This window comes from Microlunatus phosphovorus NM-1 (assembly GCF_000270245.1).
Lineage (GTDB): Bacteria > Actinomycetota > Actinomycetes > Propionibacteriales > Propionibacteriaceae > Microlunatus > Microlunatus phosphovorus.
This window is the reverse complement of the sequence record NC_015635.1, coordinates 2,894,366-2,917,320: the sequence shown is the minus strand read 5'-3', so window position 1 is coordinate 2,917,320 and position 22,955 is coordinate 2,894,366. Positions and strand designations below refer to the sequence as shown.

Annotated in this window: 21 protein-coding genes; 13 read left to right on the top strand and 8 right to left on the bottom strand. The window is 67.8% G+C overall.

All coding sequences use genetic code 11. From position 1 onward, the window contains the following. Positions 1-5: 5 nt before the first annotated feature. The 3 genes from MLP_RS13120 to MLP_RS13110 form a co-directional block, all read right to left on the bottom strand. Positions 6-2,618 carry an alpha/beta fold hydrolase gene (locus MLP_RS13120; RefSeq protein WP_013863589.1) on the bottom strand — a complete coding sequence of 871 codons (2,613 nt, stop codon included), beginning with the start codon at positions 2,616-2,618 and terminating at the stop codon, positions 6-8. A gap of 85 nt (positions 2,619-2,703) precedes the next feature. Next, positions 2,704-3,885: a 3-dehydroquinate synthase II family protein gene (locus MLP_RS13115; RefSeq protein ID WP_013863588.1), complete on the bottom strand. Its 1,182-nt coding sequence runs from the start codon at positions 3,883-3,885 to the stop codon at positions 2,704-2,706. Then, the gene (locus MLP_RS13110; RefSeq protein WP_013863587.1) at positions 3,873-4,721 is read right to left on the bottom strand and encodes a 2-amino-3,7-dideoxy-D-threo-hept-6-ulosonate synthase; all 849 of its coding nucleotides are present in this window, start codon (positions 4,719-4,721) and stop codon (positions 3,873-3,875) included. The genes MLP_RS13115 and MLP_RS13110 overlap by 13 nt, the downstream gene beginning before the upstream one ends. Before the next feature lie 162 nt (positions 4,722-4,883). Here MLP_RS13110 and MLP_RS13105 point away from each other — a divergent pair, with 162 nt between their 5' ends. Further along, the gene (locus tag MLP_RS13105) at positions 4,884-5,732 is read left to right on the top strand and encodes an arylamine N-acetyltransferase family protein (protein WP_013863585.1); all 849 of its coding nucleotides are present in this window, start codon (positions 4,884-4,886) and stop codon (positions 5,730-5,732) included. Here the strand turns inward: MLP_RS13105 and MLP_RS13100 are convergent. Beyond that, positions 5,654-6,952, bottom strand: a complete 1,299-nt coding sequence (locus MLP_RS13100) for a 4-hydroxybenzoate 3-monooxygenase (RefSeq protein WP_013863584.1) — start codon at positions 6,950-6,952, stop codon at positions 5,654-5,656. The genes MLP_RS13105 and MLP_RS13100 overlap by 79 nt on opposite strands. Before the next feature lie 38 nt (positions 6,953-6,990). On the opposite strand from MLP_RS13100, the gene MLP_RS13095 reads away from it, so the two are divergent. Together MLP_RS13095 and MLP_RS13090 are read left to right on the top strand one after the other, a co-directional pair. Next, entirely contained in the window at positions 6,991-8,232 is a 1,242-nt protein-coding gene (locus MLP_RS13095; RefSeq protein ID WP_013863583.1) for an enterochelin esterase domain-containing protein, read from the top strand. 80 nt (positions 8,233-8,312) lie between these two features. Next, on the top strand, positions 8,313-8,912 hold the full coding sequence (locus MLP_RS13090) for a hypothetical protein (protein WP_013863582.1): 600 nt from the start codon (positions 8,313-8,315) through the stop codon (positions 8,910-8,912). A 92-nt stretch (positions 8,913-9,004) separates the two neighbouring features. On the opposite strand, the gene MLP_RS13085 is transcribed toward MLP_RS13090, so the two are convergent. After that, a complete protein-coding gene (locus tag MLP_RS13085; RefSeq protein ID WP_013863581.1) occupies positions 9,005-10,291 on the bottom strand; it encodes a glycoside hydrolase family 125 protein in 1,287 nt (428 codons plus the stop codon). 42 nt (positions 10,292-10,333) lie between these two features. After that, entirely contained in the window at positions 10,334-10,726 is a 393-nt protein-coding gene (locus MLP_RS13080; RefSeq protein ID WP_013863580.1) for a RidA family protein, read from the bottom strand. A gap of 185 nt (positions 10,727-10,911) precedes the next feature. Here MLP_RS13080 and MLP_RS13075 point away from each other — a divergent pair, with 185 nt between their 5' ends. Both MLP_RS13075 and MLP_RS13070 read left to right on the top strand, forming a co-directional pair. After that, positions 10,912-12,450, top strand: a complete 1,539-nt coding sequence (locus MLP_RS13075) for an APC family permease (RefSeq protein ID WP_013863579.1) — start codon at positions 10,912-10,914, stop codon at positions 12,448-12,450. Continuing rightward, a complete protein-coding gene (locus tag MLP_RS13070) occupies positions 12,447-13,658 on the top strand; it encodes a saccharopine dehydrogenase family protein (RefSeq protein WP_013863578.1) in 1,212 nt (403 codons plus the stop codon). The genes MLP_RS13075 and MLP_RS13070 overlap by 4 nt, the downstream gene beginning before the upstream one ends. 574 nt (positions 13,659-14,232) lie before the next feature. On the opposite strand, the gene MLP_RS13065 is transcribed toward MLP_RS13070, so the two are convergent. After that, a complete protein-coding gene (locus tag MLP_RS13065; protein ID WP_013863576.1) occupies positions 14,233-14,592 on the bottom strand; it encodes a GNAT family N-acetyltransferase in 360 nt (119 codons plus the stop codon). Positions 14,593-14,602: 10 nt separating this feature from the next. Continuing rightward, positions 14,603-14,959: an ArsR/SmtB family transcription factor gene (locus MLP_RS13060; protein WP_041790030.1), complete on the bottom strand. Its 357-nt coding sequence runs from the start codon at positions 14,957-14,959 to the stop codon at positions 14,603-14,605. A 100-nt stretch (positions 14,960-15,059) separates the two neighbouring features. On the opposite strand from MLP_RS13060, the gene arsM reads away from it, so the two are divergent. From arsM to MLP_RS13020, 8 genes are all read left to right on the top strand, one after another. Continuing rightward, on the top strand, positions 15,060-15,983 hold the full coding sequence (gene arsM, locus MLP_RS13055) for an arsenite methyltransferase (RefSeq protein ID WP_156821145.1): 924 nt from the start codon (positions 15,060-15,062) through the stop codon (positions 15,981-15,983). A gap of 43 nt (positions 15,984-16,026) precedes the next feature. Then, entirely contained in the window at positions 16,027-17,148 is a 1,122-nt protein-coding gene (arsB, locus tag MLP_RS13050) for an ACR3 family arsenite efflux transporter (RefSeq protein WP_049804752.1), read from the top strand. Beyond that, a complete protein-coding gene (locus MLP_RS13045) occupies positions 17,141-17,548 on the top strand; it encodes an arsenate reductase ArsC (protein ID WP_013863572.1) in 408 nt (135 codons plus the stop codon). Before arsB ends, MLP_RS13045 begins: the two co-directional genes overlap by 8 nt. A 140-nt stretch (positions 17,549-17,688) precedes the next feature. Continuing rightward, a complete protein-coding gene (locus MLP_RS13040) occupies positions 17,689-18,837 on the top strand; it encodes an NAD(P)/FAD-dependent oxidoreductase (RefSeq protein WP_013863571.1) in 1,149 nt (382 codons plus the stop codon). 40 nt (positions 18,838-18,877) lie between these two features. Continuing rightward, positions 18,878-19,723: an alpha/beta fold hydrolase gene (locus MLP_RS13035; protein WP_013863570.1), complete on the top strand. Its 846-nt coding sequence runs from the start codon at positions 18,878-18,880 to the stop codon at positions 19,721-19,723. Positions 19,724-19,799: 76 nt separating this feature from the next. Then, positions 19,800-20,711 (top strand): DMT family transporter, encoded by a 912-nt coding sequence (locus MLP_RS13030; protein WP_013863569.1) that lies wholly within the window; start codon positions 19,800-19,802, stop codon positions 20,709-20,711. A gap of 143 nt (positions 20,712-20,854) precedes the next feature. Further along, the gene (locus tag MLP_RS26375; protein WP_156821144.1) at positions 20,855-22,015 is read left to right on the top strand and encodes a hypothetical protein; all 1,161 of its coding nucleotides are present in this window, start codon (positions 20,855-20,857) and stop codon (positions 22,013-22,015) included. A 28-nt stretch (positions 22,016-22,043) separates the two neighbouring features. Continuing rightward, positions 22,044-22,928, top strand: coding sequence for a hypothetical protein (locus MLP_RS13020; protein WP_013863567.1), 885 nt, complete (start codon positions 22,044-22,046; stop codon positions 22,926-22,928). Positions 22,929-22,955 lie beyond the last annotated feature (27 nt).

The following is a 22,955-nucleotide window of genomic DNA, read 5'->3' as shown; positions in this document are numbered from 1 at the left end:
GTGAATCATTGAGGTGAAGGCGTCCTGGTCGTGGTCAATACGGTGTTGATCAAAGCAGCGGTCTGCTGCACGTACGGCGGCTTCAGCACCCCGAGATGGTCACAGGGCAGCGTCATCGTGCGGCGGTCGGGCAGGATCTGGTCCCACCACTGTGGCTGGTCGGTGTTCTCCTGGATGGTCACCACGATTCCGGGTCCGTCGAACCGCACCGGCCGATAGCCCTTGCTGATCCGCGCGGCCAGTTCGTAGTGCACTTGCTTGTGCACCCCGATGGGATAGCGATGCCCGAGTGCCACTCGGGCCACTTGGGCCCGCGACCGCCACAGCCCTGGTGGTCGCTTCGCCGGCGTGGGCGTCCGGGCCGGACCCGGGTTTGTGAGTCCACGAGGGGCGCGACCGGGCCGGGCTGCGGCGGGGACGGCCTTCGCCGGCAGCACACTGTCCAGCGCCGCGACCAGGATCACCTCCCGGCCTTGCGCTCGCAGCCGGGTGCCCGCTTCGGTGGCCAGCAGACCACCGAGCGAATGCCCGACCAGCGCAAGTGGGCCGTACGGAGCGGTCTCGGTGATCAGGGCCAGGATGCGGCGCACCATCGCTGCGACGCTGAGCTCCGGGCGACCGCCGCCTTCGAGCCCACGAGCCTGGATGGCGTAGACCGCACCGGTGGCGTCGAGCAGTCCGGCGAGATGGGCGAAGAGGCTGCCGTGCCCGCCGGCGCCGGCAAGGCAGAAGACGGTCGGATCGCGCGGGTCTGCGTCCTGAGCGGACGGCCGGAGCAGACTCAGCCCGGTGACAGACACCGGCGAACGACCTCGTACGCGATCCTCGACCAGGCGTGCGAAAGCCGCCACCGAGGCGTGCTCGGTCAGATCGCTGGTGAGCAGATCGACCCCGAACAGTTCCTCGGCCGTGGTCAGCATCTGCTCGACGATCAGCGAGTCGGCGCCGAGCTCCACCAGCGTCTGCTCACGCCCCACCGCCGGAATGCCGACCAGCCGGGCCCACAACGCGGCCAGCTGCCGCTCGGTGGCGCCCCGCGGAGATTCCAACTCGGCCCCGGCACGGACTGCTGGAGCCGGCAATGCGGCCCGGTCGATCTTGCCGCGCTCATTGCGCGGCAGTTCGGCCACCAGGGTGATCGTCTGGGGCTGCATCCAGTCCGGCAGCCGGTCGCGCAGCGCCCCTCGCAGTCCCGCGGTCGACAGGGTCGGGCGACTGGGGTCGAGCGAGACGTACGCGGCCAGCCGCATGTCCGGCGGGGCATAGCCCGCGCCACCCCGCTCGGTGCGCGGAGTGCTGACCACCAGCACGGCTGCATCGGCGACACCGTCGACCGAGCGCAGGGCTGCCTCGACCTCCGACGGCTCCACCAGATAGCCGCGGATCTTCACCGCGGCGTCGCTTCGGCCGAGCAACTGCAGCACCCCGTCGGTCAGCTGGGCTCGGTCACCCATGCTGAACACCCGATAGCCGTCCGGTCCGGCGGCGAGCTTGCTCGCGGTCAGCTCCGGATCGGCGAGATAGCCGCTGAACAGATAGCGTGACTCCACTTCCAGCAGACCCGGTTCGCCGTCATCGGCGGTGGAACCGTCGGCGCGACGGATCTGGACGAGCTTGTTCGCGGCCGGCACACCGGTCGGCAGCGGACCGTTCGGCACCTGATCGCCGGGGCCGATCCGGAAGAAGGCGAGATGCCCGGTCTCCGACGAGCCCGACCAGTTCATGAAGACCGTGTCCGGGCCGATGTGGCGGCGCAGCGATTCGACATCACTGCCGAAGGCCTGCTCGCCGCAGGTGGTGACCAGCCGGAAGCCGCTGAGCGCCAGATCCCGGCGCAGACTGCCCGGCACGCTTCCGGCGGGCGGCAGATCGGCCAGCAGCGAGCGCAGCAGTGCCGGCGTGCAGTGCAGGGTGGTGGCCCGTTCGATGGTCAGCCACTCGATCATGCCGCGCAGGCCCAGCTGCCGCGGATCGTAGTAGCTGAGCGCGGCACCGTTCAGCAGCGCCATGAACAGCACGTCGAGACCGGCGCCGTAGCTGACCGGCAGCACCTGGGCGACGCGATCGCTCGGCGTCAGCGCGAAGGCCAGCCGTGCCTCGGTGATCTGGTTGAGCCAGAACGCGTGCGAATGCACGACCGCCTTGGGCTTGCCGGTGGAACCGGAGGTGAAGACGATCACCGCAGGGTCGTCGGGCGCGACCTCCGGACGGGGCGGTGCTGAGTTTCCTCCCACCCCATCACCCCCTCGAGCCGCATCCGACGGCTCGGCTGCCCGCAACTCCGCGGGGGTGACGACGATCGCGTCGGCGGTGCCGATCACCAGCTCGCGCCGGCTGTCGGGAACCAGTGGATGACCGGAGTCGATCACCGCCAGGATCGCGACGATCGAGTCGAGGTCGGCCGTGACCGGCACCGCGACCGGACGGCGGACCAGTTCGGTGCCCTCGGAGGTGGGGTGGTGGGCTCGAGAACTGGGGCGCCAGGCACCGGCCGCAGCCACCCGGGCTCGCACCAGCGAGCTCCAGGCGTCCACGAGATCGAGCAGCTGCGGTGCGTCGAGATGGCGGCCAGGTGAGCCGAGCACCGGTCCGACGTCGGGCGACCGGTCCGCCAGCACCTGACGGAGCCGGTCGCCCGCGTTGCCGAATGGGGGCGCGGCGGGTCAGTGGTGAGGAGGGTCTCCGTGCTTTGCATCACAGCACTCAGCGCTCGTCACAGAACTCGGTGATCGGCAGCCCTACGTGGCGAGAGGCCGACGGTGCATAGCCGGTCAGCCGGTCGCCCCTGGTCAGCTCGGTCACGTTGTTGACCGAGCCGCCTGGTCCGAGCAGTCGGACGTGCCAGTCGTCCTGCGCGATCAGGTTGATCAATCGCCCATCGGGGGTGAAGGCGTTGATGCTGATCAACGGGCGCCGCTCGATCTTCACCCGACCGATGCGCACCTCGCGGACGGAGCCGTCGGAGCGCACCGCCAGCACCGGCATGCCGGCCCGCAGCTCGCTCACGTACCTGGTGCGGTTGTCCGGGCCCAGCACATAGGAATGCACGGCCGCCGCGTTCCAGCGGAACGGCCGGGTCGGCATGTACGGTAGTGGGTGGGTCTCGCTGCAGGACAGGAACAGTCCGGTCGAGAAGGAGCCGACCAGGACGCCCTCGTCCGGCTCCAGCAACGAGCAGGTGTCGATGCAGGCCCGTTCGCCGATGCCGATGTGCTCGATGCTGTCCACGATCAGCTCGACCAGCTCGAGGTGGTCGGCGGTGCCGTCGATCAGCCCCTGCAGGGTGGCGATGTCGGAGGCCGAGCGCGGCTTGAGCAGCACGCCATCGGAACCATGCTCCAGAACCAGTGCGACGATGCCGGCATCGGTGATGTCGTTGACCACGGTCACCGTCCGACCGGTGCTGTTCTCCGCTGCCGCGATGACGATCTCCAGCGGGATCTTGGTCGGATCGGTGAAGGTCAGCAGCGTCCAGTCGACCTCGCGCACCAGCTGGCAGGCGACGGTCAGGGTCGGCGCATCGGACACCACGACGTGAACGCCGCCTTCGGCATCCTCGGCGCTTGCCGGTGTGCCCTCGCCGATGACCACATCCGCGGCACCCGGCTTCACCTGGTCGGCGGCGCTGTCGACGACGAGCACTCGACGCACGGTGGGCGGCAGGTCGGCGAGCACGGCCGGATCGTCGCTCACGATCCCATCCACCCGGTGATGGAGCGCGGCCTGGAGATAGGCATTCCGTTCGCCCTCGGCTAGCCCGCGGATGTCGATCCAGGCGAAGTGGCCGGCCCTGGGACGGGGGGTGGGTAGAGAACCGTCGGCCTTGCGGTGGGCGGGGCTGGCAGGAAGGGGTACGACGGTATCGGTGACGATCAGGCTGTCCACTGCGGACGCTCGCTTTCGACGGCGACAAGATGTGTCGGTGGCTGATGGACCAGGCGCGCGATGCTGCGCGCCGCTGCCCGCGGCGAGGGGGCCGCGAAGACGGTCCTGCCGAAGGTGAGTCCGGCGACGCCACTGTCGAGGACGGCTGAGGTGAAGGCGGCGACATCGGCCAGCGATCCCTTGGGCTCGCCGCCGGCCACGTAGACCGGGAGCGGGCTGCTGGCCACGACCTCGCGCATCGCGGCGACCGAACCGGCCCAGGGCAGCTTGACGAGGTCGGCGCCGAGGTCGGTGGCCACCGCGGCCAGGTGGCTGAGCACGGCGGTGCTGCCGCCCTGACCGGCGAAGGTGCCGGACGGCTCGAACGCGGGACCTCGCGCGTACATCATGGCGAGCAGCGGCATGCCCAACCGATCGCACTCCGCCGCGACGTGGGCGAGATCGGCCAGCTGGCGGGCCTCGGTCGGCGAGCCGACGTTGATGTGCACGCTGACCGCATCGGCTCCGATCCGCAACGCCTCGGCCACCTCGCCGACCAGCACCTTCGCCGTGGTGTCAGGGGCGAAATCGGTGCTCGCCGACAGGTGCACGACCAGTGCCAGCTCGGTGAAGCGGCGGGGCGCCACCGTTCGTACCCGGCCTTTGTGCAGCACGACCGCGTTGACTCCGGAGCCGCCGAGCTCGGCGACCACGGCGTCGGTGTGACCGGCCGGACCGAGCGGGCCGATCGCCACCGAGTGATCCATCGGCACGATGAAGGACCGGCCGCTGCTGGCATTGAAGAGCCGATTGAGCCGGATCTGCTTGCCCAGACTCGATGTTTCCCTGGTCGTCACTCTTGTCCCCCTCCGAGGTTCGAGGTAAGGCTATCCTCAGAAAGGTCAGACTAACTAGTCAAGCCGACGCGAGACTAATCACAGCCACGGATCGAGACCGAGTGATCGAGACCGAGTGATCGAAACTGGGGGACCGAGGCTGGGGGACCGAGGCTGGGAAGGATGGTGCCGATGGAAGACTGCTATCTGCGCCGGATCGGCTTGTCCGGCGCTCCCGAGGATTGGGGACCAGAGCCGGCGGAGTCGGCCGGAGAGCGGCTGGCCGCGCTGGTGGCGGCCCATCAAGCGATGGTTCCGTTCGAGAATCTGGCGCTGCACGCCGGCGAGCCGGCGTCGGTCGATCCCGTGGTGACCTTGGCCAAGATCGTGACGCGACGCCGTGGCGGCATCTGCTACGAGCTCAACTCGGCCCTGGGCTGGCTGCTGCAACGTCTGGGCTGGCGGGTCGCTTGGCACGCGGGCCGGGTGCGCGGGGCGGACGAGAAGTATGGGCTGCCACTGGGCCACCTGGCGCTGATCGTCTCCGCACCGGTCGTCTCAGCACCGACCAGCTCCACTTTGGCGGGGGAGCGTTGGCTGGTCGATGCCGGCTTTGGTGGCGACGCCATCTGTGGTCCGGTGGAGCGGCTGGTGACCGGGCTGGACGGTCCGGAGGCGGAGGCGGTGGTACGCGACCCGGACGGCGTACCGGTCCGCTATCTGTTGGAGACTCGTTGTCGTCCGCTCAGTGACTTCGCCGGCATGGCGTGGTGGCACTCGACGTCGCCGGTGGCACGGTTCACCGGTTCGCTGGTGTGCACGGTGACGCGTGAGGGTCAACGGATCACCCTGGCCGGCCGCCGACTCAAGATCACCTGTGCCGGTCCAGCTGGCGGTGAGCGTCAGCTGGTCAGCGAGCGATGGATCGAGGAGGAGGCCGAACTGCTTGGCATCTATCGCGAGACGTTCGGCATCGAGCTCGATGCCGAACCGGTCCAGCGCCAGTCGGTGGCGAACGGCAGTCCCAGGTAGAGCTCTCCATGGGCGCGCTGCTCGTCGGTCGAGGTCAGCAGGGCGGTCATCCGCGCCCGCCGCAGCTCCCACTCGAACGGATCGTCGTCGAGCCGGTGCAGCATGGTCGTCATCGCGGTCGAGAAGGCGACGGCCTGCCAGACCCGTGGCCATGCGGTTGCGGTGTAGCTCTCGTACGGCTCGGGGGTGCCGGCCAGCAGAGCGGTGATCGCCCGGGCCAGCACCACGACATCGGCGACCGCGAGATTCAGGCCCTTCGCGCCCGTCGGCGGCACGGTGTGTGCCGCGTCGCCGGCCAGGGCGAGTCGGCCGTGCTGAAACCGCTCCAGCACCGTGGCCCGTAAGGGCACCAGCGTTCGCTCGAGGATCTGACCGGTCTCCAGCGGCGGATGGTCGGTGCTGAGGCTGCGTCGGGTCAGCTCGGCCCAGATCCGCTCGTCCGGCCAGTCGTCGAGCACGCTGTTGGCGGGCACCTGCAGATACTGGCGGCTCAGCCGTGGGCCGCGCATGCTGTGCAGCGACATCCCGTCGGGATGGACGCAATACATCCCCTCCGGTGTCGGCGGCGTGCTACGGGCCAGGATTCCCAGCCACGCGGCGGGGTAGTGCCGCTCGAGCACGGTGATCGGTTGGCCGGCTCGCCCGGCCGCCTCGCGGACAGCGGGTCGGCAGACCCCGTGGGCGCCGTCGCAGCCGGCGATCACCACGCAGTGCAGCGTCTGGCGTCGGCCGTCGTGGGTGAAGGTCACACTCGGCTGCCCCGGCAGATCGTCGGATCCCTGCAGACCGTCGAGTCCCTGCGGAACGTCGAAGCCGGCGAGTGCAACGTCGGAGACCTCGAAGAGCAGCCGACGGTCGGCGGCCAGGTGGTCGGCGATCAGGTCCTTGACCAGTTCGGCCTGTCCGTACACGCAGCTGTTACGACCCAGCAACGCATGGAAGTCGAGATGATTGGTCCGCTGATCCAAGCGGACGTAGAAGCCGCGATGGAACTCCGCCTCGCGATCCAGTCGCCAGGTGGCGCCGATCTCGCGCAGCAGATCGACCGTCGGCTGTTCCAGGATCCCGGCCCGCACCCGGGCCTCCACGTGGGCGCGTGATTGACGCTCCAACACCACCGAGGAGACACCCTGCAGCTGCAGCAGCCGGGCGAGGATCAGGCCGGCGGGACCGGCCCCGATGATCGCGACCTGCGTCTCGTCGGTGAAGGAATCGGACACGTCGTCAGACTAAGGTTCGGCTTACCTAAAGTTAGCCTGTGACCACAGTGGTGAGACGTACCCCGCCGAAGCTGCCCCGGCCCTATCCGGCCCCGCTGATCAGCTCACCGGCGATCGAGGAGCTGGGCGCGCAACTGTCGGCCGTGGTGCCGGAGAAGTCCGGCGTGGTGGTCGAGGAGTTCTGGCGTCGGCACCAGCGGCGGCCGGTCGTTACCGCCGGGGCCGGTACGGCGCTGACCGTGACGTTCCTGTGGCGAGACGCGTACGCGGACGAGGTGCTGCTGTTCATCAATCGGATGATCGACGAGTGGGCCCTGGGTGACAGCCTGATGCGGCGGGTCGAGGGCACGGACGTGTGGTGGCTGGCGTACCGGATGGATCCGGACTGGCGGGCCTCGTACGCCTTCCTGCCCAGGCGTCGGGACGAGCCGACCCTGTGGGCAGCGGGCGACCCGGTGCGGCTTCGACAGGCACTCGGACGGGGTCGTCACGATCCGGGGAATCCGGTCACCTGCCGCAACCGCGCCGGGGTCACGCAATCGGTGGTCGAACTGCCGGGAGCGCCGGCGCAGCAGTGGCTGGCACCTCGGGCGTCCACGTCCGACGACGAGCAGGTGACGAGCTCGGTCGAGGTGATGAGCGGCCCGCAGGATCGCCGATTGTGGGTGCATCGACCGGTTTGCGAGGTGGCGGCAGACACCCCGGTGATCCTGGCCTTCGACGGCGACGTGTGGAACGGCCTGCCGGGGGAGAGCACCCAGGACCTCCCCAACACATTGCGGAACCTGACCGCCGATGGGCTGCTGCCGCCGACGTTGGCAATCATGATCGACTCCGGCAGCCGGGACCAGCGTTGGCGCGATCTCGATCCGTCGACCGGCATCGGCGGCTATCTGGCCGACGTGCTGCTGCCCTGGGTACGGGAGCGGTTCGGGGTGCGGGCGGCGCGCCAGGAGGTGATCGTGATGGGCCAGAGCCTCGGCGGTCTGGTGGCACTGAGTGCGGGGATCTCGCATCCGGACGCGATCGGCGCAGTGGTGGCGCAGTCGGCCTCGTTGTGGCAGGACGACCTGCGTGGCGCGCTCGGTGACCAGACGCTGGTCGGCTCGCGGTTCTGTGTCCAGTTCGGTCGCCAGGAATGGAGCCTGCGCCGACCCAACCTGGCCTTGGCGCGGCTGCTGCGGGCGCGCGGCGCGGAGGTCTCGGTGCAGGTCCATAACGGTGGGCATGACTACGCCTGGTGGCGCGGAGCGGTGGCCGACGGTCTCCTGACCGTGTGACCTACATCACCGTTGCGTTCCGTATTAAGGTAAGGCTAACCTCTGAAATGTCTGATCTTTCAACTACATAGGAGGCTGTCGTGTCCCCATCCTCGACAACCCAGACTCAGCCAGGCACCGATGCCGGCACCGACTCGGCCGCGGTCGCGGCCCCTGACGTCTCCGGCACCCCCGAGCCGATCACGCCTGAACCAGCGCTGCGCCGGCTGCCGATCTCGCTCGGCGTGCTGCGGATCACCCTCGGCCTGGTCCTCACCTGGGCGTTCCTGGACAAGCTGTTCGGGTTCGGGCTGAACACGCCCAGCGAGCGCTCGCTGTTGAGCGGCGCCTCAGCCACCAAGGGCTATCTGTCCAGCAGGGAGGGCTGGTTCTCCGGCGCCTTCCAAGCCGTGTCCGGGACCTGGTGGATCGATGCGCTCTTCGTGCTGGGTCTGGCCGGCGGGGGCATCGCCCTGGTCTTCGGCTTCGCCAGTCGGCTCGCCACCGTCGCGGTGCTCGGTGTGTTCGGCGGCATCTATCTCAGCCAGCTTCCGCTGGCGAACAACCCGTTCATCGACCAGCACCTGTTCTACTGCATCACCGCGGTTGCGCTGCTCGCCACCGGGTCGGACCGAGTCCTGGGCTTAGGCAACCGCTGGCGATCACTGCCGGTCGTCCGCAAGCAGCCGCTGCTCTGGTAATCGCTGCGCTGGGGCTGCTCGACAGCTCGGCGATCGCGGCTCATGGTGTCGTCGACACCATGGGCCGCCCCGTTCATCAGGCTGGCTCAGCATCACACCAGGCTCATGGCCAATGCGCAGAACATCGAATCCGCCCAGCTGAACCACGGGCGGGTGAACCGGGTGTCGTCGTCGACGTCGAAACCTTCGTGGACGTGTCCGGTGCCTGCGGTGGTGGACTCGATCAAGTGCACCAGTTCCAGGGCCCGATCGAGCGAGCCGGCGGTGAGCCCCTCGACGGCGAGCGCGATCGGCCACACGTAGCGCGGCGGAGTATGTGGACTGCCGACGCCGGTCGCCACCGATCCACGATAGAAGAACGGGTTGTCCGCAGACAGCACGAAGTCTCGGGTGCGCCGGTAGAGCGGGTCGTCGACCGCGATGCCGGCCACCAGCGGCAGCGACAGCAGGCTGGGCATGTTGGCGTCATCCATCAGCAGTCGGTTGCCCAGCCCGTCGACCTCGTACGCCCAGATCTGCCCGTGCGTCGGATGCTCGATCACTCCGTACGCAGCCACGCCGGCGGCCAGCCGGTCCGCCAGCGCGGTTGCCTCGGCGGCCAGTCCGGCCTGCTCGGCGGGCAACAGTTCCGGCAACAGTCGCAGGCAGTGGATCGCCATCAGGTTGCCGGGGATGTTGTAGCCGTACAGGCACGCGTCGTCACTGGGACGGAAGCCGGCCCAGGTCATGCCGGTCGGGCCGACCGGCGTGCCACGTCCGTCGCGGGTGAGGGTATCGATCGGCACGGTATCGGGCCGGACGAACCGATAGTCCGAGCGCTGCTCATGGTCGGTCTCGATCTCCAGGATGGTCACCGCTGCTCGCGCGGCGGCCACGAAGGTCTCGTCGAGATGATCTCTGCGCCCGGTCGCCGCCCACACCTGATGGGCCAGCAGGAACGGGAAGCAGAGCGAGTCGATCTCGTACTTGCGCTCCCACAGCCAGGGGTCGTCGGCCAGGTCGCGTGGCTCGTGGCAGCGACCACTGGCTTCCAGATTGAAGGCGTTCGCGTACGGGTCGTGACGCAGATATAACAGTTGGCGACGCACGATCCCGACCAGCAGATCGGCCAGCGCCCCGTCGGGGGAGTCGCCGGCGATCCGCAGGTACGGCAGCATCTGGGTGGCCGAGTCCCTCAGCCACATGGCGGGGATGTCGCCGGTGATCACGAACACGGTGCCGTCGTCGAGCACCTGAACCGTCCGGGCCAGCGTCCTGACCATGGCGCCGGCGAAGAGCTCGGCAACTGGCTCGCCGGCCATCTCGGCGATCCTGCCACGCCAGTCGTCGAGGACCTCTGGTGGGAGCAGGAGATCGGGATCAGGGCAGGCGGTAGTCATGGGGGCGATGGTGCCAGCCCGACGGATCGCGCTCAACCACGCTCAGCCGGCCGCGATCGCCTCGACCTCCACCTTCTGCTCGGGCGCGGAGAGGAACGGCACCACCAAGGCGGTGATCGCCGACTGCGGTTGTGGCATCAGCTCGGCCGCAACGGACATGAAGCCACCGAAGTCTGCCGGATCGGTCAGGTAGATGGTGAGCTTGACGATGTCGTCCAGGGTGAGGTCGGCCTCGGCGAGGACCGCCGTGACCCGGCCGATCACCTCTCGGGTCTGGGCCTGCACGCCGTCCAGCCACTGGCCTTCATCGTCGGTGCCGACCTGACCGGAGACGAAGACGAGTCGCTGAGCGCCGGTGACCTCGAGCCCCTGAGGGTAGGGCGCTGCCGGCACGCCCGAGGGCTGCAGGATCCGCTTGGTCGCTGTGCTGGTCATGATGTTCCTTCCGTCGCGGGATGCAAGAACCAGCAGCGTCCCAGAGACCACTGACAGTGGTCTCTGGGCGGTGATCCTGGCCGACAGAGCTTGATGAATTGCTCCGGAACGCAGCAAGATATTCACTCCATCGGCGGATCTACGACACCATTGACGTCGATCTGCCGGGGGCTTACCTTCCCCTCATGAGCACAGATACCGCTCCTGCGACGGGCGGCAAAGGGCTGGCCGTCGGGACTCTCGGCTTGGCCGGCTCGGTGGTGATCGGGCTTGCCTCGACGGCCCCGGTCTACTCCCTGGTCGCCACTCTCGGCTGGGTCGTGATGGCGGTGGGCGGCCAGGCACCGATCGCCTTCATCATCGCGTTCATCCCGATGCTGTTCATCGCTGCCGCCTACCAAGAGCTCAATCGAGAGGTCCCGGACTGCGGCACCACGTTCACCTGGGCGGCCAAAGCCTTCGGTCCGCGGGTCGGCTGGATGGGTGGCTGGGGCGTGGCCGTGGCCGGCATGGTGGTGCTGGCCAATCTCGCCCAGATCGGCGGCATCTACTTCTGGCTGATCCTCGGCCAGGAGGAGTTGGCAGAGAACACGGCTGTGGTGACCGCGACCGGCGTGGTGTTCATCGCGTTGATGTGCTGGGTCAGCTATCGCGGCCTGGAGATCGGCGAGCGACTGCAGGTGGTGCTGCTGGGTCTGCAGTATCTGGCGCTGGTCCTGTTCGTGATCTACGTGATCTACCGGATCAGCACCGGCCAAGCGCCCGCCGAGGAGCACTTCTCCTGGCAGTGGTTCAACCCGTTCGCGTTCGAGGACTACTCCGGTTTCATCGAGGCGGTGCTGCTGGCCCTGTTCATCTATTGGGGCTGGGACACCTGCCTGGCGCTGAACGAGGAGACCAAGGACCCCAAGCGCATCCCTGGCCAGGCGGCGATCATCTCGACCACCATCCTGCTGGTCACCTATGTCGGGGTGACGGTCGCCGCGATGGCGTACGCGGGGGTCGGCGACGAGGGCATCGGGCTGGGCAACGAGGCCAATGCCGAGGACGTCTTCCTGGCGCTGAAGGACGTGGTGATGGGTCCGATGGCGATCGTGCTGGTGATCGCGGTGATGGTGTCGGCGGTCTCCTCGACCCAGACGACCATCCTGCCCACCGCGCGCGGCACACTGTCGATGGCGACCTACCGGGCGCTGCCGAAGCGGTTCAAGACCGTGCATCCGCAGTTCAACACCCCGTCGTTCTCCACCTTGATGATGGGGGTGGTGGCCAGCGTCTACTACGTCGGGATGACCTTCGTCAGTGAGAACATCCTGGCCGACTCGATCGCGTCCTTGGGTCTGGCGATCGCCTTCTACTACGGCATCACCGGGTTCGCCTGTGTCTGGTACTTCCGCTCCTCGCTGACCTCTTCGACTCGCAACCTGTTCCTGCGGGGCATCTTCCCGCTGATCGGCGCGGTGCTGCTGACGTACGCGTTCGTCCAGTCGGCCATCGACATGTGGGATGTCGACTACGGCTATTCGACGATCTTCGGGATCGGCGGCACCTTCGTGGTCGGGGTCGGCGCGCTGGCCATCGGTGCGGTGCTGATGGTCGTCTGGTCGTTCTTCGCCGAGGCCAAGCCGTACTTCGCCGGTGAGAGCCTGAACCGGGACACCCCGGTCCTGGTGCCGGACGAGCCCGAGACCTATCCGCGCAGTGTGGACGGAGGGTTGTCGTGAAGATCTTGATCATCGGTGCGGGCGGCGTCGGCTCGGCGGCGGTGTCGATCCTGGCCCGGCGCTCCTTCTTCGAGCGTGTCGTGGTCGCCGACTACGACCCGGCTCGGGCGGCCAGGGCGACGGCGCCGTACGACGACCGCTTCGTCGCCGCGCCCAGTGTGGACGCGTCGAATGTCAGCTCCGTGGCGGCGCTGATCCGCGAGTCCGGCGCCAGTCATGTGCTCAACGCCGTCGATCCTCGATTCGTAATGCCGATCTTCGACGCGTGCTTCGAGGCCGGTGTCACCTATCTCGACATGGCGATGAGCCTGTCGCATCCGCACCCCGAGCGGCCGTACGAGCTGACCGGGGTCAAGCTCGGTGACGACCAGTTCGCGAAAGCGGAGGCGTGGCAGAAGGCGGGCCTGCTCGCCCTGTGCGGGATCGGCATCGAGCCGGGGCTGGCGGATGTGTTCGCCCGCTATGCCGAGGACGAGCTGTTCTCCTCGATCGATGAAGCAGGGGTGCGCGACGGCGCGAACCTGGCGGTGGCCGGCTACGACTTTGCGCCGTCGTTCTCCATCTGGACCACGATCGAGGAGTGCCTGAACCCGCCGGTGATCTACGAGGAGGGGCGAGGCTGGTTCACCACGCCGCCGTTCTCCGAGCCGGAGGTGTTCGACTTCCCGGAGGGGATCGGGCCGGTCGAGTGTGTGAACGTCGAGCACGAGGAGGTGCTGCTGATCCCGCGCTGGACCAAGGCCAAGCGGGTGACCTTCAAGTACGGGCTCGGCGACGAGTTCATCGACGTGCTGAAGACCTTGCACAAGCTCGGGCTGGACTCCACCGCACCGGTCCGGGTGAAGGGAGTCGAGGTGTCGCCGCGCGATGTGGTGGCAGCCTGCCTGCCCGATCCGGCAACCCTGGGCGACGTGATGACCGGTAAGACCTGCGCCGGGCTGTGGGTGCGGGGGATGGGTAAGGACGGTCAGCCCCGGTCGACGTACCTCTATCACGTGGTCGACAACGAATGGTCGATGCAGGAGTACGGCCACCAGGCCGTCGTCTGGCAGACCGCCGTCAACCCCTGCGTCGCCCTGGAACTGCTGGCCGACGGTCGCTGGAGCGGCGTCGGCGTGCTCGGTCCCGAAGCCCTGCCGCACCGCCCGTTCCTGGACCTGCTGGTCGACTACGGGTCGCCCTGGGGGATCCAGGAGTTGCCGGTCTAGACATCGGTATGGCAGTCGATTCGGGTCGACTCCGGCCACGCGCGGGCCGCGCCGCCTCAACCGCGGCCGAGCGCTCTGCTGCGGTTCGCTATGCACCCCATGGGCTATCGTCGGTCACCTCGAGCGCGGTTTGCAGCGGCGCGCTGCCCGCCTGCTCCGGCATGGTCAAATACGTGTTCACATTCAATTCGGGTTCATGTTTGAAAACAAGGTGTGGGCCGGGTTCGTCGAGAAGGAGCAATTACAGGTCAATTCGCCCGTTTGGCCTGTAATTGCGCCTTCTCGAGGACCACTCCTCCTTCTCGGCGAACTGCGAGAGCGCGGACATCGAGTCGCTGATTTCTCAACCTGGTAAGGAAGGTGCGGATGTGACAAATGAGGTTCCGGCATCTGGCCCATTCACCGTCTTGCTCGATCTTGTCGGCTTCGCTCTATCTGCAGATCGAGCATCACCGACAAACCCGAGCAGCACCGACAAACCCGAGCAAACCTGCGGGGCCAAGCGAAGCGTGTGGCGGCGACCCGGATCAGCCGATGAACCACACGCAACCGGTGCCGGCGCGAGAGTTGGCGGTCAGCCTGTCCCTACGGTTCGGCTGCGGCGTTCGATCAGGATCACGTCGCGCCACTGTCCCGCAAGGGGCCCGTAGGTCATCTTGCCGAGCCGGCGTCGGATGCCGACGACCTCGAACCCGACCGCCACGTGCAGGCGCAGACTGGCGACGTTCTCGGGAAAGACGCCGGACTGGATGGTCCAGATCCCGGCGGTTTCGGTGGTGACGATCAGCGTCTGCAAAAGCAGCCGGCCGACACCACGACCCTGGGCGGCCGGAGCCACATAGACCGAGTGCTCGACGACCCCGGCGGCATAGATGCCTTCGACCTGCGGCCAGTGTTCGATGGTCAGCGGCGTCACCGATGCGACGGTGTTCATGCCGTTGCGCTCATGGGGTGATGAGCCGGGCCAGATCGGCGAGGGTATCGGGGATCAGGCGATAGTAGGCCCACTTGCCGCGCTGCTCCCGGGTCAGGATGCCCGCTTCCACGAGGATCTTCAGGTGGTGGGAGACGGTCGGCTGAGACAGGCTGACTGGCTCGGTCAGGTCACAGACGCAGGCTTCCTGACCCTCGTGGGCAGCGACCAGCGACACCAGCCGCAGTCGTGTCGGGTCTCCGAGGGCCTTGAGCTTGGCCGCCACGGTCTCCGCGGCCTGCGGGGTGATGACCTGCCCGACGACCGGTGAGCAGCACTCGGTCAGCACCGGCAAGACAGTCGTCGAAGGAGAGGCCGCAACACTCATGCCGTCACTCTACGTCACCCATTGACAAACGTCGATGTGTAGTGCCTACACTCTTTACATTGATATTCATCGATCTATGACGAAGAGGTGGGCGAGTGTGATGACGACAGATCTCCGAGAGCAGGTACGGCAGCGTTACGCAGCGGCGGCCGCTCTGGTGACTGCCGGTCAGCAGGGCTGCTGCGGTTCGGCGGCAACGACGACATTGGAGCTGGAGGAACGGTTCGGTTCGTCGCGCTATGACCAGCTGGACCGAGACACGCTCCCGGTCGCGGCCGTCGCGGCAAGCCTGGGCTGCGGAAACCCGATTGCGGTCGCGGATCTTCACGAAGGCGAACGGGTGCTGGACCTGGGTTCGGGCGGCGGGATCGATGTGCTGCTCTCGGCCAAGCGGGTCGGTCCGTCGGGGTACGCGTACGGGGTCGACATGACCCAAGAGATGCTCGACCTGGCGCGGGCCAATGCTGCCAAGGCGGGTGCCACGAACGTGGAGTTCCGGCAAGGCACCATCGAGGACATCCCGCTGGCCGATGCCGCGGTGGACGTGGTGATCTCGAACTGCGTGATCAACCTGTCGACCGACAAGCCGGCAGTGCTGGCCGAGATGTTCCGGGTCCTGGTGCCGGGTGGTCGGATCGGGATCTCCGATGTGGTCGCCGAGGACCACCTCACCGTCGAGCAGCGGGCGGAGCGAGGGGAGTACGTCGGCTGCATCGCCGGCGCCCTCTCCCGACAGGAGTATCTGGACGGTCTCGCCGCGGCCGGTTTCGCGGACGCCACCGTCGAGTTCACCCACCCGGTCGCCGATCAGCTGCACTCTGCCGTCGTCCGCGCGACCAAGCCCGTCGCCGGGCAGTCGCCGGACGCCACGGTGACTGCCGGACAGGAGCGGGGGAGCGAGACAAGTTGTTGTACGGCAACGGAGGCCAGTTCCTGTTGCGGACCGGAGACGAAGACCGACTGCTGCCAGCAGGATCCCGCTCTCGCCGACCCGGCTCTGCCGTCCAGTTGCGGCTGCCGCTGAACTGCGCGGAATTGAAGAGGGACTCCGCGAAGTGAGCGGCATGATGAGGGCAACGACAGCCGCAGAGTCGGCCTCGACGGCCGGCCCAGGAGCGGTGCTGGCGCGATTGCCGGTGCTCGATCGCTGGCTGCCGCTCTGGATCCTGGCCGCCATGGCACTCGGACTGGCCCTGGGCCGGCTTGTGCCCGGCCTGGCAGCAGCGTTGGATGCGGTGGCGATCGGATCGGTTTCGGTGCCGATCGCGATCGGGCTGCTGGTGATGATGTATCCGGTCCTGGCGAGGGTTCGCTACAGCGACACCGGGCACGTGCTCACCGATCGTCGGCTGATGATCACCTCGCTGATCTTGAACTGGTTGATCGGGCCGGCGCTGATGTTCGCCCTCGCCTGGCTCTTCCTTCCCGATCTCCCGGCATACCGGACCGGTCTGATCATCGTCGGTCTGGCCCGCTGCATCGCGATGGTGCTGATCTGGAACGACCTGGCCTGCGGCGATCGAGAGGCGGCCGCGGTGCTGGTGGCGATCAACTCGATCTTCCAGGTGATCGCCTTCGGTGCCCTGGGCTGGTTCTATCTGCAGCTCCTCCCGAGCTGGCTCGGTCTGCCCACCACCAGCGCGGCGTTCTCGGTCGCGACCATCACCGGCAGCGTGCTGATCTTCCTCGGCATCCCGCTCGCTGCGGGCTACCTGACCCGGACGATCGGGGAGCGGGCCAAGGGCCGGGAATGGTACGAGAGCCGCCTGCTGCCCAGGATCGGACCGTTCGCCCTCTACGGCCTGTTGTTCACCATCGTGGTCCTGTTCGCCCTGCAAGGCCACACCATCACCGAGCAACCGTTGGAGGTGGCCCGGATCGCTGCTCCGCTGCTGATCTACTTCGGGCTCACCTTCACCAGCGGCATGATCATCGGCCGGCTGCTGGATCTCGGCTACCCGAAGACCACGACGCTGGCCTTCACCGCGGCCGGCAACAACTTCGAACTCGCCATCGCGGTCGCGATCGCCACCTTCGGCGTGACTTCGGGTCAGGCCCTGGCCGGTGTGGTCGGGCCGCTGATCGAGGTCCCGGTCCTCGTCGCACTCGTGTACGTCGCGTTGCGGGTCCGACGCTGCTATCCCGACCAGAACTCCTCACCATCGAAAGGCACCACCCGCCATGCCTGACTCGAACCGCAAGCCGTCGGTGCTGTTCGTCTGCGTACACAATGCCGGCCGATCTCAGATGGCCGCCGGCTTTCTCCGCCACCTGGCCGGGGACCAGATCGAGGTTCGCTCCGCCGGCTCTGCGCCGGCCGACCAGATCAACCCGGTCGCCATCGCCGCCATGGCCGAGGTAGGCATCGACATCACTGCCGGGCAGCCCAAGGTCCTTACCGCCGACGTGGTCCAATCCTCCGACGTGGTGATCACCATGGGCTGCGGCGACGCCTGTCCCTACTATCCGGGCAAGCGCTACGAGGACTGGGTCCTCGCCGATCCGGCGGGCCAGAGCCTCGACCGAGTCCGACCCATCCGCGACGAGATCCGCCGCCGGGTCGAGGCGTTGATCGAGCAACTCTGCTGAGGGCCCTGCCGGGACCGCGATCAACCCCGGCCTCGTCCCGAGCTGCGAATGGGGATCTGCTCGATCTTGTCGGTTCCGCGCTATCTATAGTTCGAGCGAGACCGACAATCCCGAGCGAATCCGAAGCAGAGGTACCGATCATGCGAGTGCTCATCCTGGGAGCTGGATTCGGCGGTCTGCAATTGTCCGCCCGGCTGTCCGAAGAGCTGGGTGACGACGTCGAGGTCACGCTGATCGACCAGGCAGACGGGTTCGTGTTCGGCTTCTCCAAGCTGGATGTGATGTTCGGCCGAACCACCGAGCAGGCGGTCCGGCACTCCTACGCAGACGTGGTCAAGCCCGGCGTACGGTTCGTGTCGACGACGATCCGGGCGATCGACCCGGTCGCCAAGCGGGTCGAGACCGATGCCGGCGGCTTCGACGGTGACGTGCTGGTGGTCGCTCTCGGCGCTGACCTGCATCCCGAGGCGACGCCGGGACTACTCGAAGCCGGGTACGAGTTCTATACCCCCGACGCTGCCTTCAGGCTCCGCCAGATACTGCAGGACTTCCCCGGCGGGCGGGTGATCATCGGGGTGACCTCGACGCCGTTCAAATGTCCGCCGGCACCGAGTGAGACCGCGCTGTTGATGCACGATTTCCTCGCCGAGCGCGGGCTGCGGGACCGCAGCGAGATCGCCCTGGTGATGCCGCTCGGAGCCCCGATCCCGCCCTCACCGGCGGCCTCGCAGGCGATCTTGGCGGCCTTCGCCGAACGCGGCATCTCCTGGCACCCGAGCACCCTGATCACGCGACTCGATCCGGACCGGAAGGTCGCGGTGACCGCAGCCGGCGACGAGATCGCCTTCCACCTGTTCCTCGGCGTGCCCAAGCACCAGGTGCCCGCGGTCGTGGCGGAGTCAGGGATGTGTGTCGACGGCTGGATCCCGGTCGATCCCCTCACGCTGCAGACTCGTTACGAGGACGTGTACGCGGTCGGTGACGTGACCAGTGTGGGCACTCCGAAGGCGGGCGTCTTCTCCGAGCGGCAGGCCGACGTCGTCGCCGACACGTTGATCGCGCGCGCTCGGGATGCGCAGACGTCGTCGACGTACGACGGCACCGGCATCTGCTATCTGGAGTTCGGGGCCGAGGAGGTGGCGCGGGTGCAGGTGACGTTCGTGTCGGGCCGGCCGCCGTACGGCACGTTCGATGACCCCTCAGCCCAGCTCGCCAGGGACAAGGCGGAGTTCGGCACCTCGCGCGTACGCCGGTGGTTCGGACGAGACTGGACCAGCCTCGAGTCGTGACCGGGCTTGGACGGCAGACCAGGAATGGCATGATGCTCGCGTGCCTGGAAAGCTGATCGAGCGCCGGACCGAACTCGGCGGCATCCCGGTCTTCTATCGCGAGTCCCCCGAATCATCCGACCGGCCGGTGATGGTGCACGTGCCCGGATTCGGTCTCTCTGGTCGATACCTGGTGCCCACGGCGGAGCGACTGGCCGAGGAGTTCCACACCTACGTGCCCGACCTGCCCGGCTTCGGTCGCAGCGGTCGTCCGTCGCCGGCGCTGGGGATCGACGAGCTGGCCGATGCGCTCGCGGCCTTCCTGGACGACCGGGGCGTCGACAAGGCCACGCTGGTGGGCAACTCGATGGGCTGTGCGGTCTCCTGTGCCTTCGCCTACCGCCACCCGGATCGGCTGGACCGGGTGGTGCTGGTGTCGCCGGCCGGCGGCGTGCACAACCAGCCGCTGCCGAAGGCGATGAGGCAGATCAGTCGCGACGGCCTGCGGGAGCCGGTCCGACTGCTGCCGGTGGTGGTGCCGGACTATCTCCGGTTCGGGGTCCGCAGCACCGTCGATCTGTTCCGTACGCTCACCGGTTTCCCCACCCTGGAGCGGATTCTGGCGGTGCGGGTGCCGACACTCGTAGTGGTGGGACAGCGCGACCCGCTGATGCCCGGACCGACCCGGCTGGCCGAGATCGCCGCGCAGATCGAGAACCGGGTGCTGATGGTGGTGATCGACGAAGCCGCGCACGCGATCAACTACACCCACCCGGATGAGCTCGCGAACGTGATCCGGCTGTTCATGGCCGATCGGCCGATCGTGGACGATCCGAACGCGCCGGGCCGGGCGATCGCGTACGAGATCCACCGCGGGATCCAGCTGCCACCGTTGCCCGGGGAGTAGCCCGGACTCGCCCCGTCGCGTCCATCCTGTTGCTTCGAGGCGGTGCTGTCGGAGGGCCGGTGTACCGTCCGGTCAGGTGACGAGACGAGGGTGGCTGCTGTTCGGGACGTTGAGCCTTTTCTGGGGCGTCCCCTACCTGCTGATCCGGATCGCCGTCGCCGAGTTCGACCCGGTCGTGGTCGCCTTCGGCCGGACGGCGATCGGCGGCCTGGTGCTGCTGCCTTTCGCCCTGCGGGCTCGCGCGCTCCGGCCGTTGCTCAGCCACTGGCGCTGGCTGCTGATCTACACCGGGGTGGAGATCGTCGCACCCTGGGTGCTGCTCGGCCACGTCGAGACCCGACTGAACAGCTCGACCACCGGGCTGCTGGTCGCCATGGTCCCGATCGTCGCTGCGATCATCTTGACCGTCACCGGACACGACCGGCTCGGCGCTCGGCGTGTCACTGGCCTGGTGATCGGCTTCATCGGGGTCGCGCTGCTGGTGGGGCTGGACATCCAGGTCGGCGACCTGATCGCGATCCTGCAGATCCTGGTGGTGGTGATCGGCTACGCGATCGGGCCCATCATCATCGCCCAGAAGCTGCACACCCTGCCCGCCATCGGAGTGATCACCGCCTCGTTGATCCTCGCATCGGTGGTCTACGCGCCGTTCGCCTTCGTGCTGCGGCCGAGCACCGCCACGCCGGCGGCGATCGGCTCGGTGGCGGTGCTCGCGGTGGTCTGCACGGCAGCGGCCTTCATGGTCATGTTCGCGCTGATCGCCGAGTCCGGACCGGCACGGATGACCTTGATCACCTACGTGAATCCGGCCGTGGCGATCACGCTCGGCGCGCTCGTCCTGGACGAGCCGATCACCACCGGACTGCTGATCGGCTTCCCGTTGATCATCCTCGGGTCGATCCTGGGCACCTGGCGCAGCGCACCGCCACCATCTTCGTCGGTTGCGACCGGGCCGGCCAGCGCGGCGGTGCTTGATTCCGACCGTTGACCTCCTCGAAAAGGCGCGGCGAGATCTCCGTAGTCGATTCCGCCGAACTCCGTAGTCACGACGGATGTCGCGGCCGCGTGCTGACCGGATCCTCGAAGCATGACAACGCCGCACGCTGCGGCGTGCACGGAGAGGATCACATCATGGTCGACAAGACCACCATCGGCGGGAACGGGACCAACGGCGAACTGCGCGTCAACGACGCGGCGAACCAGTCCATGGTCAATGTCGCCGTCGGCACCAACACCCGTCGCAATGACGCCGAGCTCAAGATCGGGGGTCAGGGCGGACGCAACGGGCTGCTGCGGGTCGCACGGGCCAAGGACGACCTGAGCACGACCATCGGAGACAACGGGATGTCACTGGTCGGCGCGCTGTCGGTCTACAACAGTGATCGGCGCAATCCGCTCAACATCAACCCCTTCGGCGACGAGTTGAAGGTCTTGATGGGTGACACCGGGGTGGCGGCCTACCTGCAGCTGACCGACGGCAGCAACGGTCCGGGGCCGATCATCGAGGTGAGCGGCAAGGACAATGCGATCCGGACCGGCCAGCCCGGTGCCAAGACCAACACGCTGGAGATCGTGGGCAAATCGGCCCGGATCAGCGCAGGTGGGGAGGGGACCGCCGGACGGCTGATCGCCAACGGCGGCGACGAGAAGGCTCGGGTCACCCTCAACGGCGCGGACGCCTCGGTCCGGGTCGGCGGCAATGGCAGCAATGGCACCGTGTCGGTGCTCGGCGCCGACGGTCAGCCGCTGCTGGAGCTGCTCGGCCGCGCCAACGAGTCGGTGATGGGCCTGGGACAGAAGAACCGGCCGGCCCGGATCTCGCTCTACAACGCGCAGCAGCGAGAGTCGATCAAGCTCGATGCGGGCGCCGGCGACATCCTGCTCGCCAACGCCGATGCCGCCGAGATGTTCGACGTCGACGGCCCTGCCGAGCCCGGCACCGTGATGGTCATCTCGGCCTCGGGCACACTGGTGGCCGGTGACCGGCCGTACGACACCAGGGTCGCCGGGATCGTCTCTGGAGCCGGCACCTTCCAACCGGCGCTGGTGCTCGACCGGCGGCAGACCGAGCACGATCGGGCGCCGATCGCTCTGGCCGGCAAGGTGTACTGCTACGCGGACGCGAGTTCCGCGCCGATCCAGGCGGGCGATCTGCTCACCACCTCGGCCACACCCGGACACGCAATGCGGGTCGGCGAGTCGTCCCGTGCTCTCGGTGCTGTCGTCGGAAAAGCTCTCGGTTCGCTGGAGTCCGGCACCGGGTTGATCCCGGTCCTGGTCGGGCTGCAGTGAGCGACACCGAACGAGTGAGGAGACGATCATGACGAGTCTGCGTACGGTCGCCGGACCGGGCAGCGTACGAGCGTACGCGACCCGGCTCGGCGAGAACCCCGGTGCGCCGGTGTCGGTGAAACGGCTGGTCAGCGCCGATCTGCTGCAACGGGGCTGGGAGCGCTACGGCGGGGCCAAGGTGCTGGGCACGGCCCTCACCGACGTGGCCCTGACGAGCGGCACGTACGGCCGTCGCTATTCCGCAGGCACCCTGCGGTTGGTCGCGGATGACGTCCAGCTGGAAGGGCAGAAGGCCTACCGGGCCCATCTGATCGTGGCCGGCGTCTTCTGCATCGCGCGGGCCAAGACCGACCAGGTCGGCGGCCCCTCCAGCGAGCCCTATCTGATCGCCACCGTGGTCGACCCGACCATGGTCAAGGGCGAGGCGAAGGCCATTCTGGTGGGCGGGGAAGCGGCGTCCGACATCGACGGTGGGGACTGGATCGGCTACGGCGAGGAGATCTGGACCGGGGCGAATCCCGGTGAGCTCCAGGTTCAGCTCGTCATGTGGGAGGAGGACGGCGGTCAGAGCGCCGAGGCACGCAAGAAGGTGGAGACGGCCATCAACGACTCCATCCAGGTCGCCTCGATCATCTTTCCGGTCGTGGGCATCGTCCGCAGCGCGTTGGGCAAGATCGGGGACCGGTTCATCAGCTCCATGGCGAGGCTGCTGAAGGAACCCTTCAAGGACGACTACATCGGCCAGAACACGGCCAGTCTCGGCTACGAGGAGTTCTTCGCGAACCCGCCCGAGGTGAAGACGTTCAAGGGTGCCAAGTATCGGATCACCGTGCCCGTCGACGGCGGCAAGGCCGGCCAGTACGAGGTCTATCTGCACTGGACGGTGGAAGAGATCCCGATCCCCAGGAAGTGACCGGCGACCGCCGGTGCACGGCGGTGT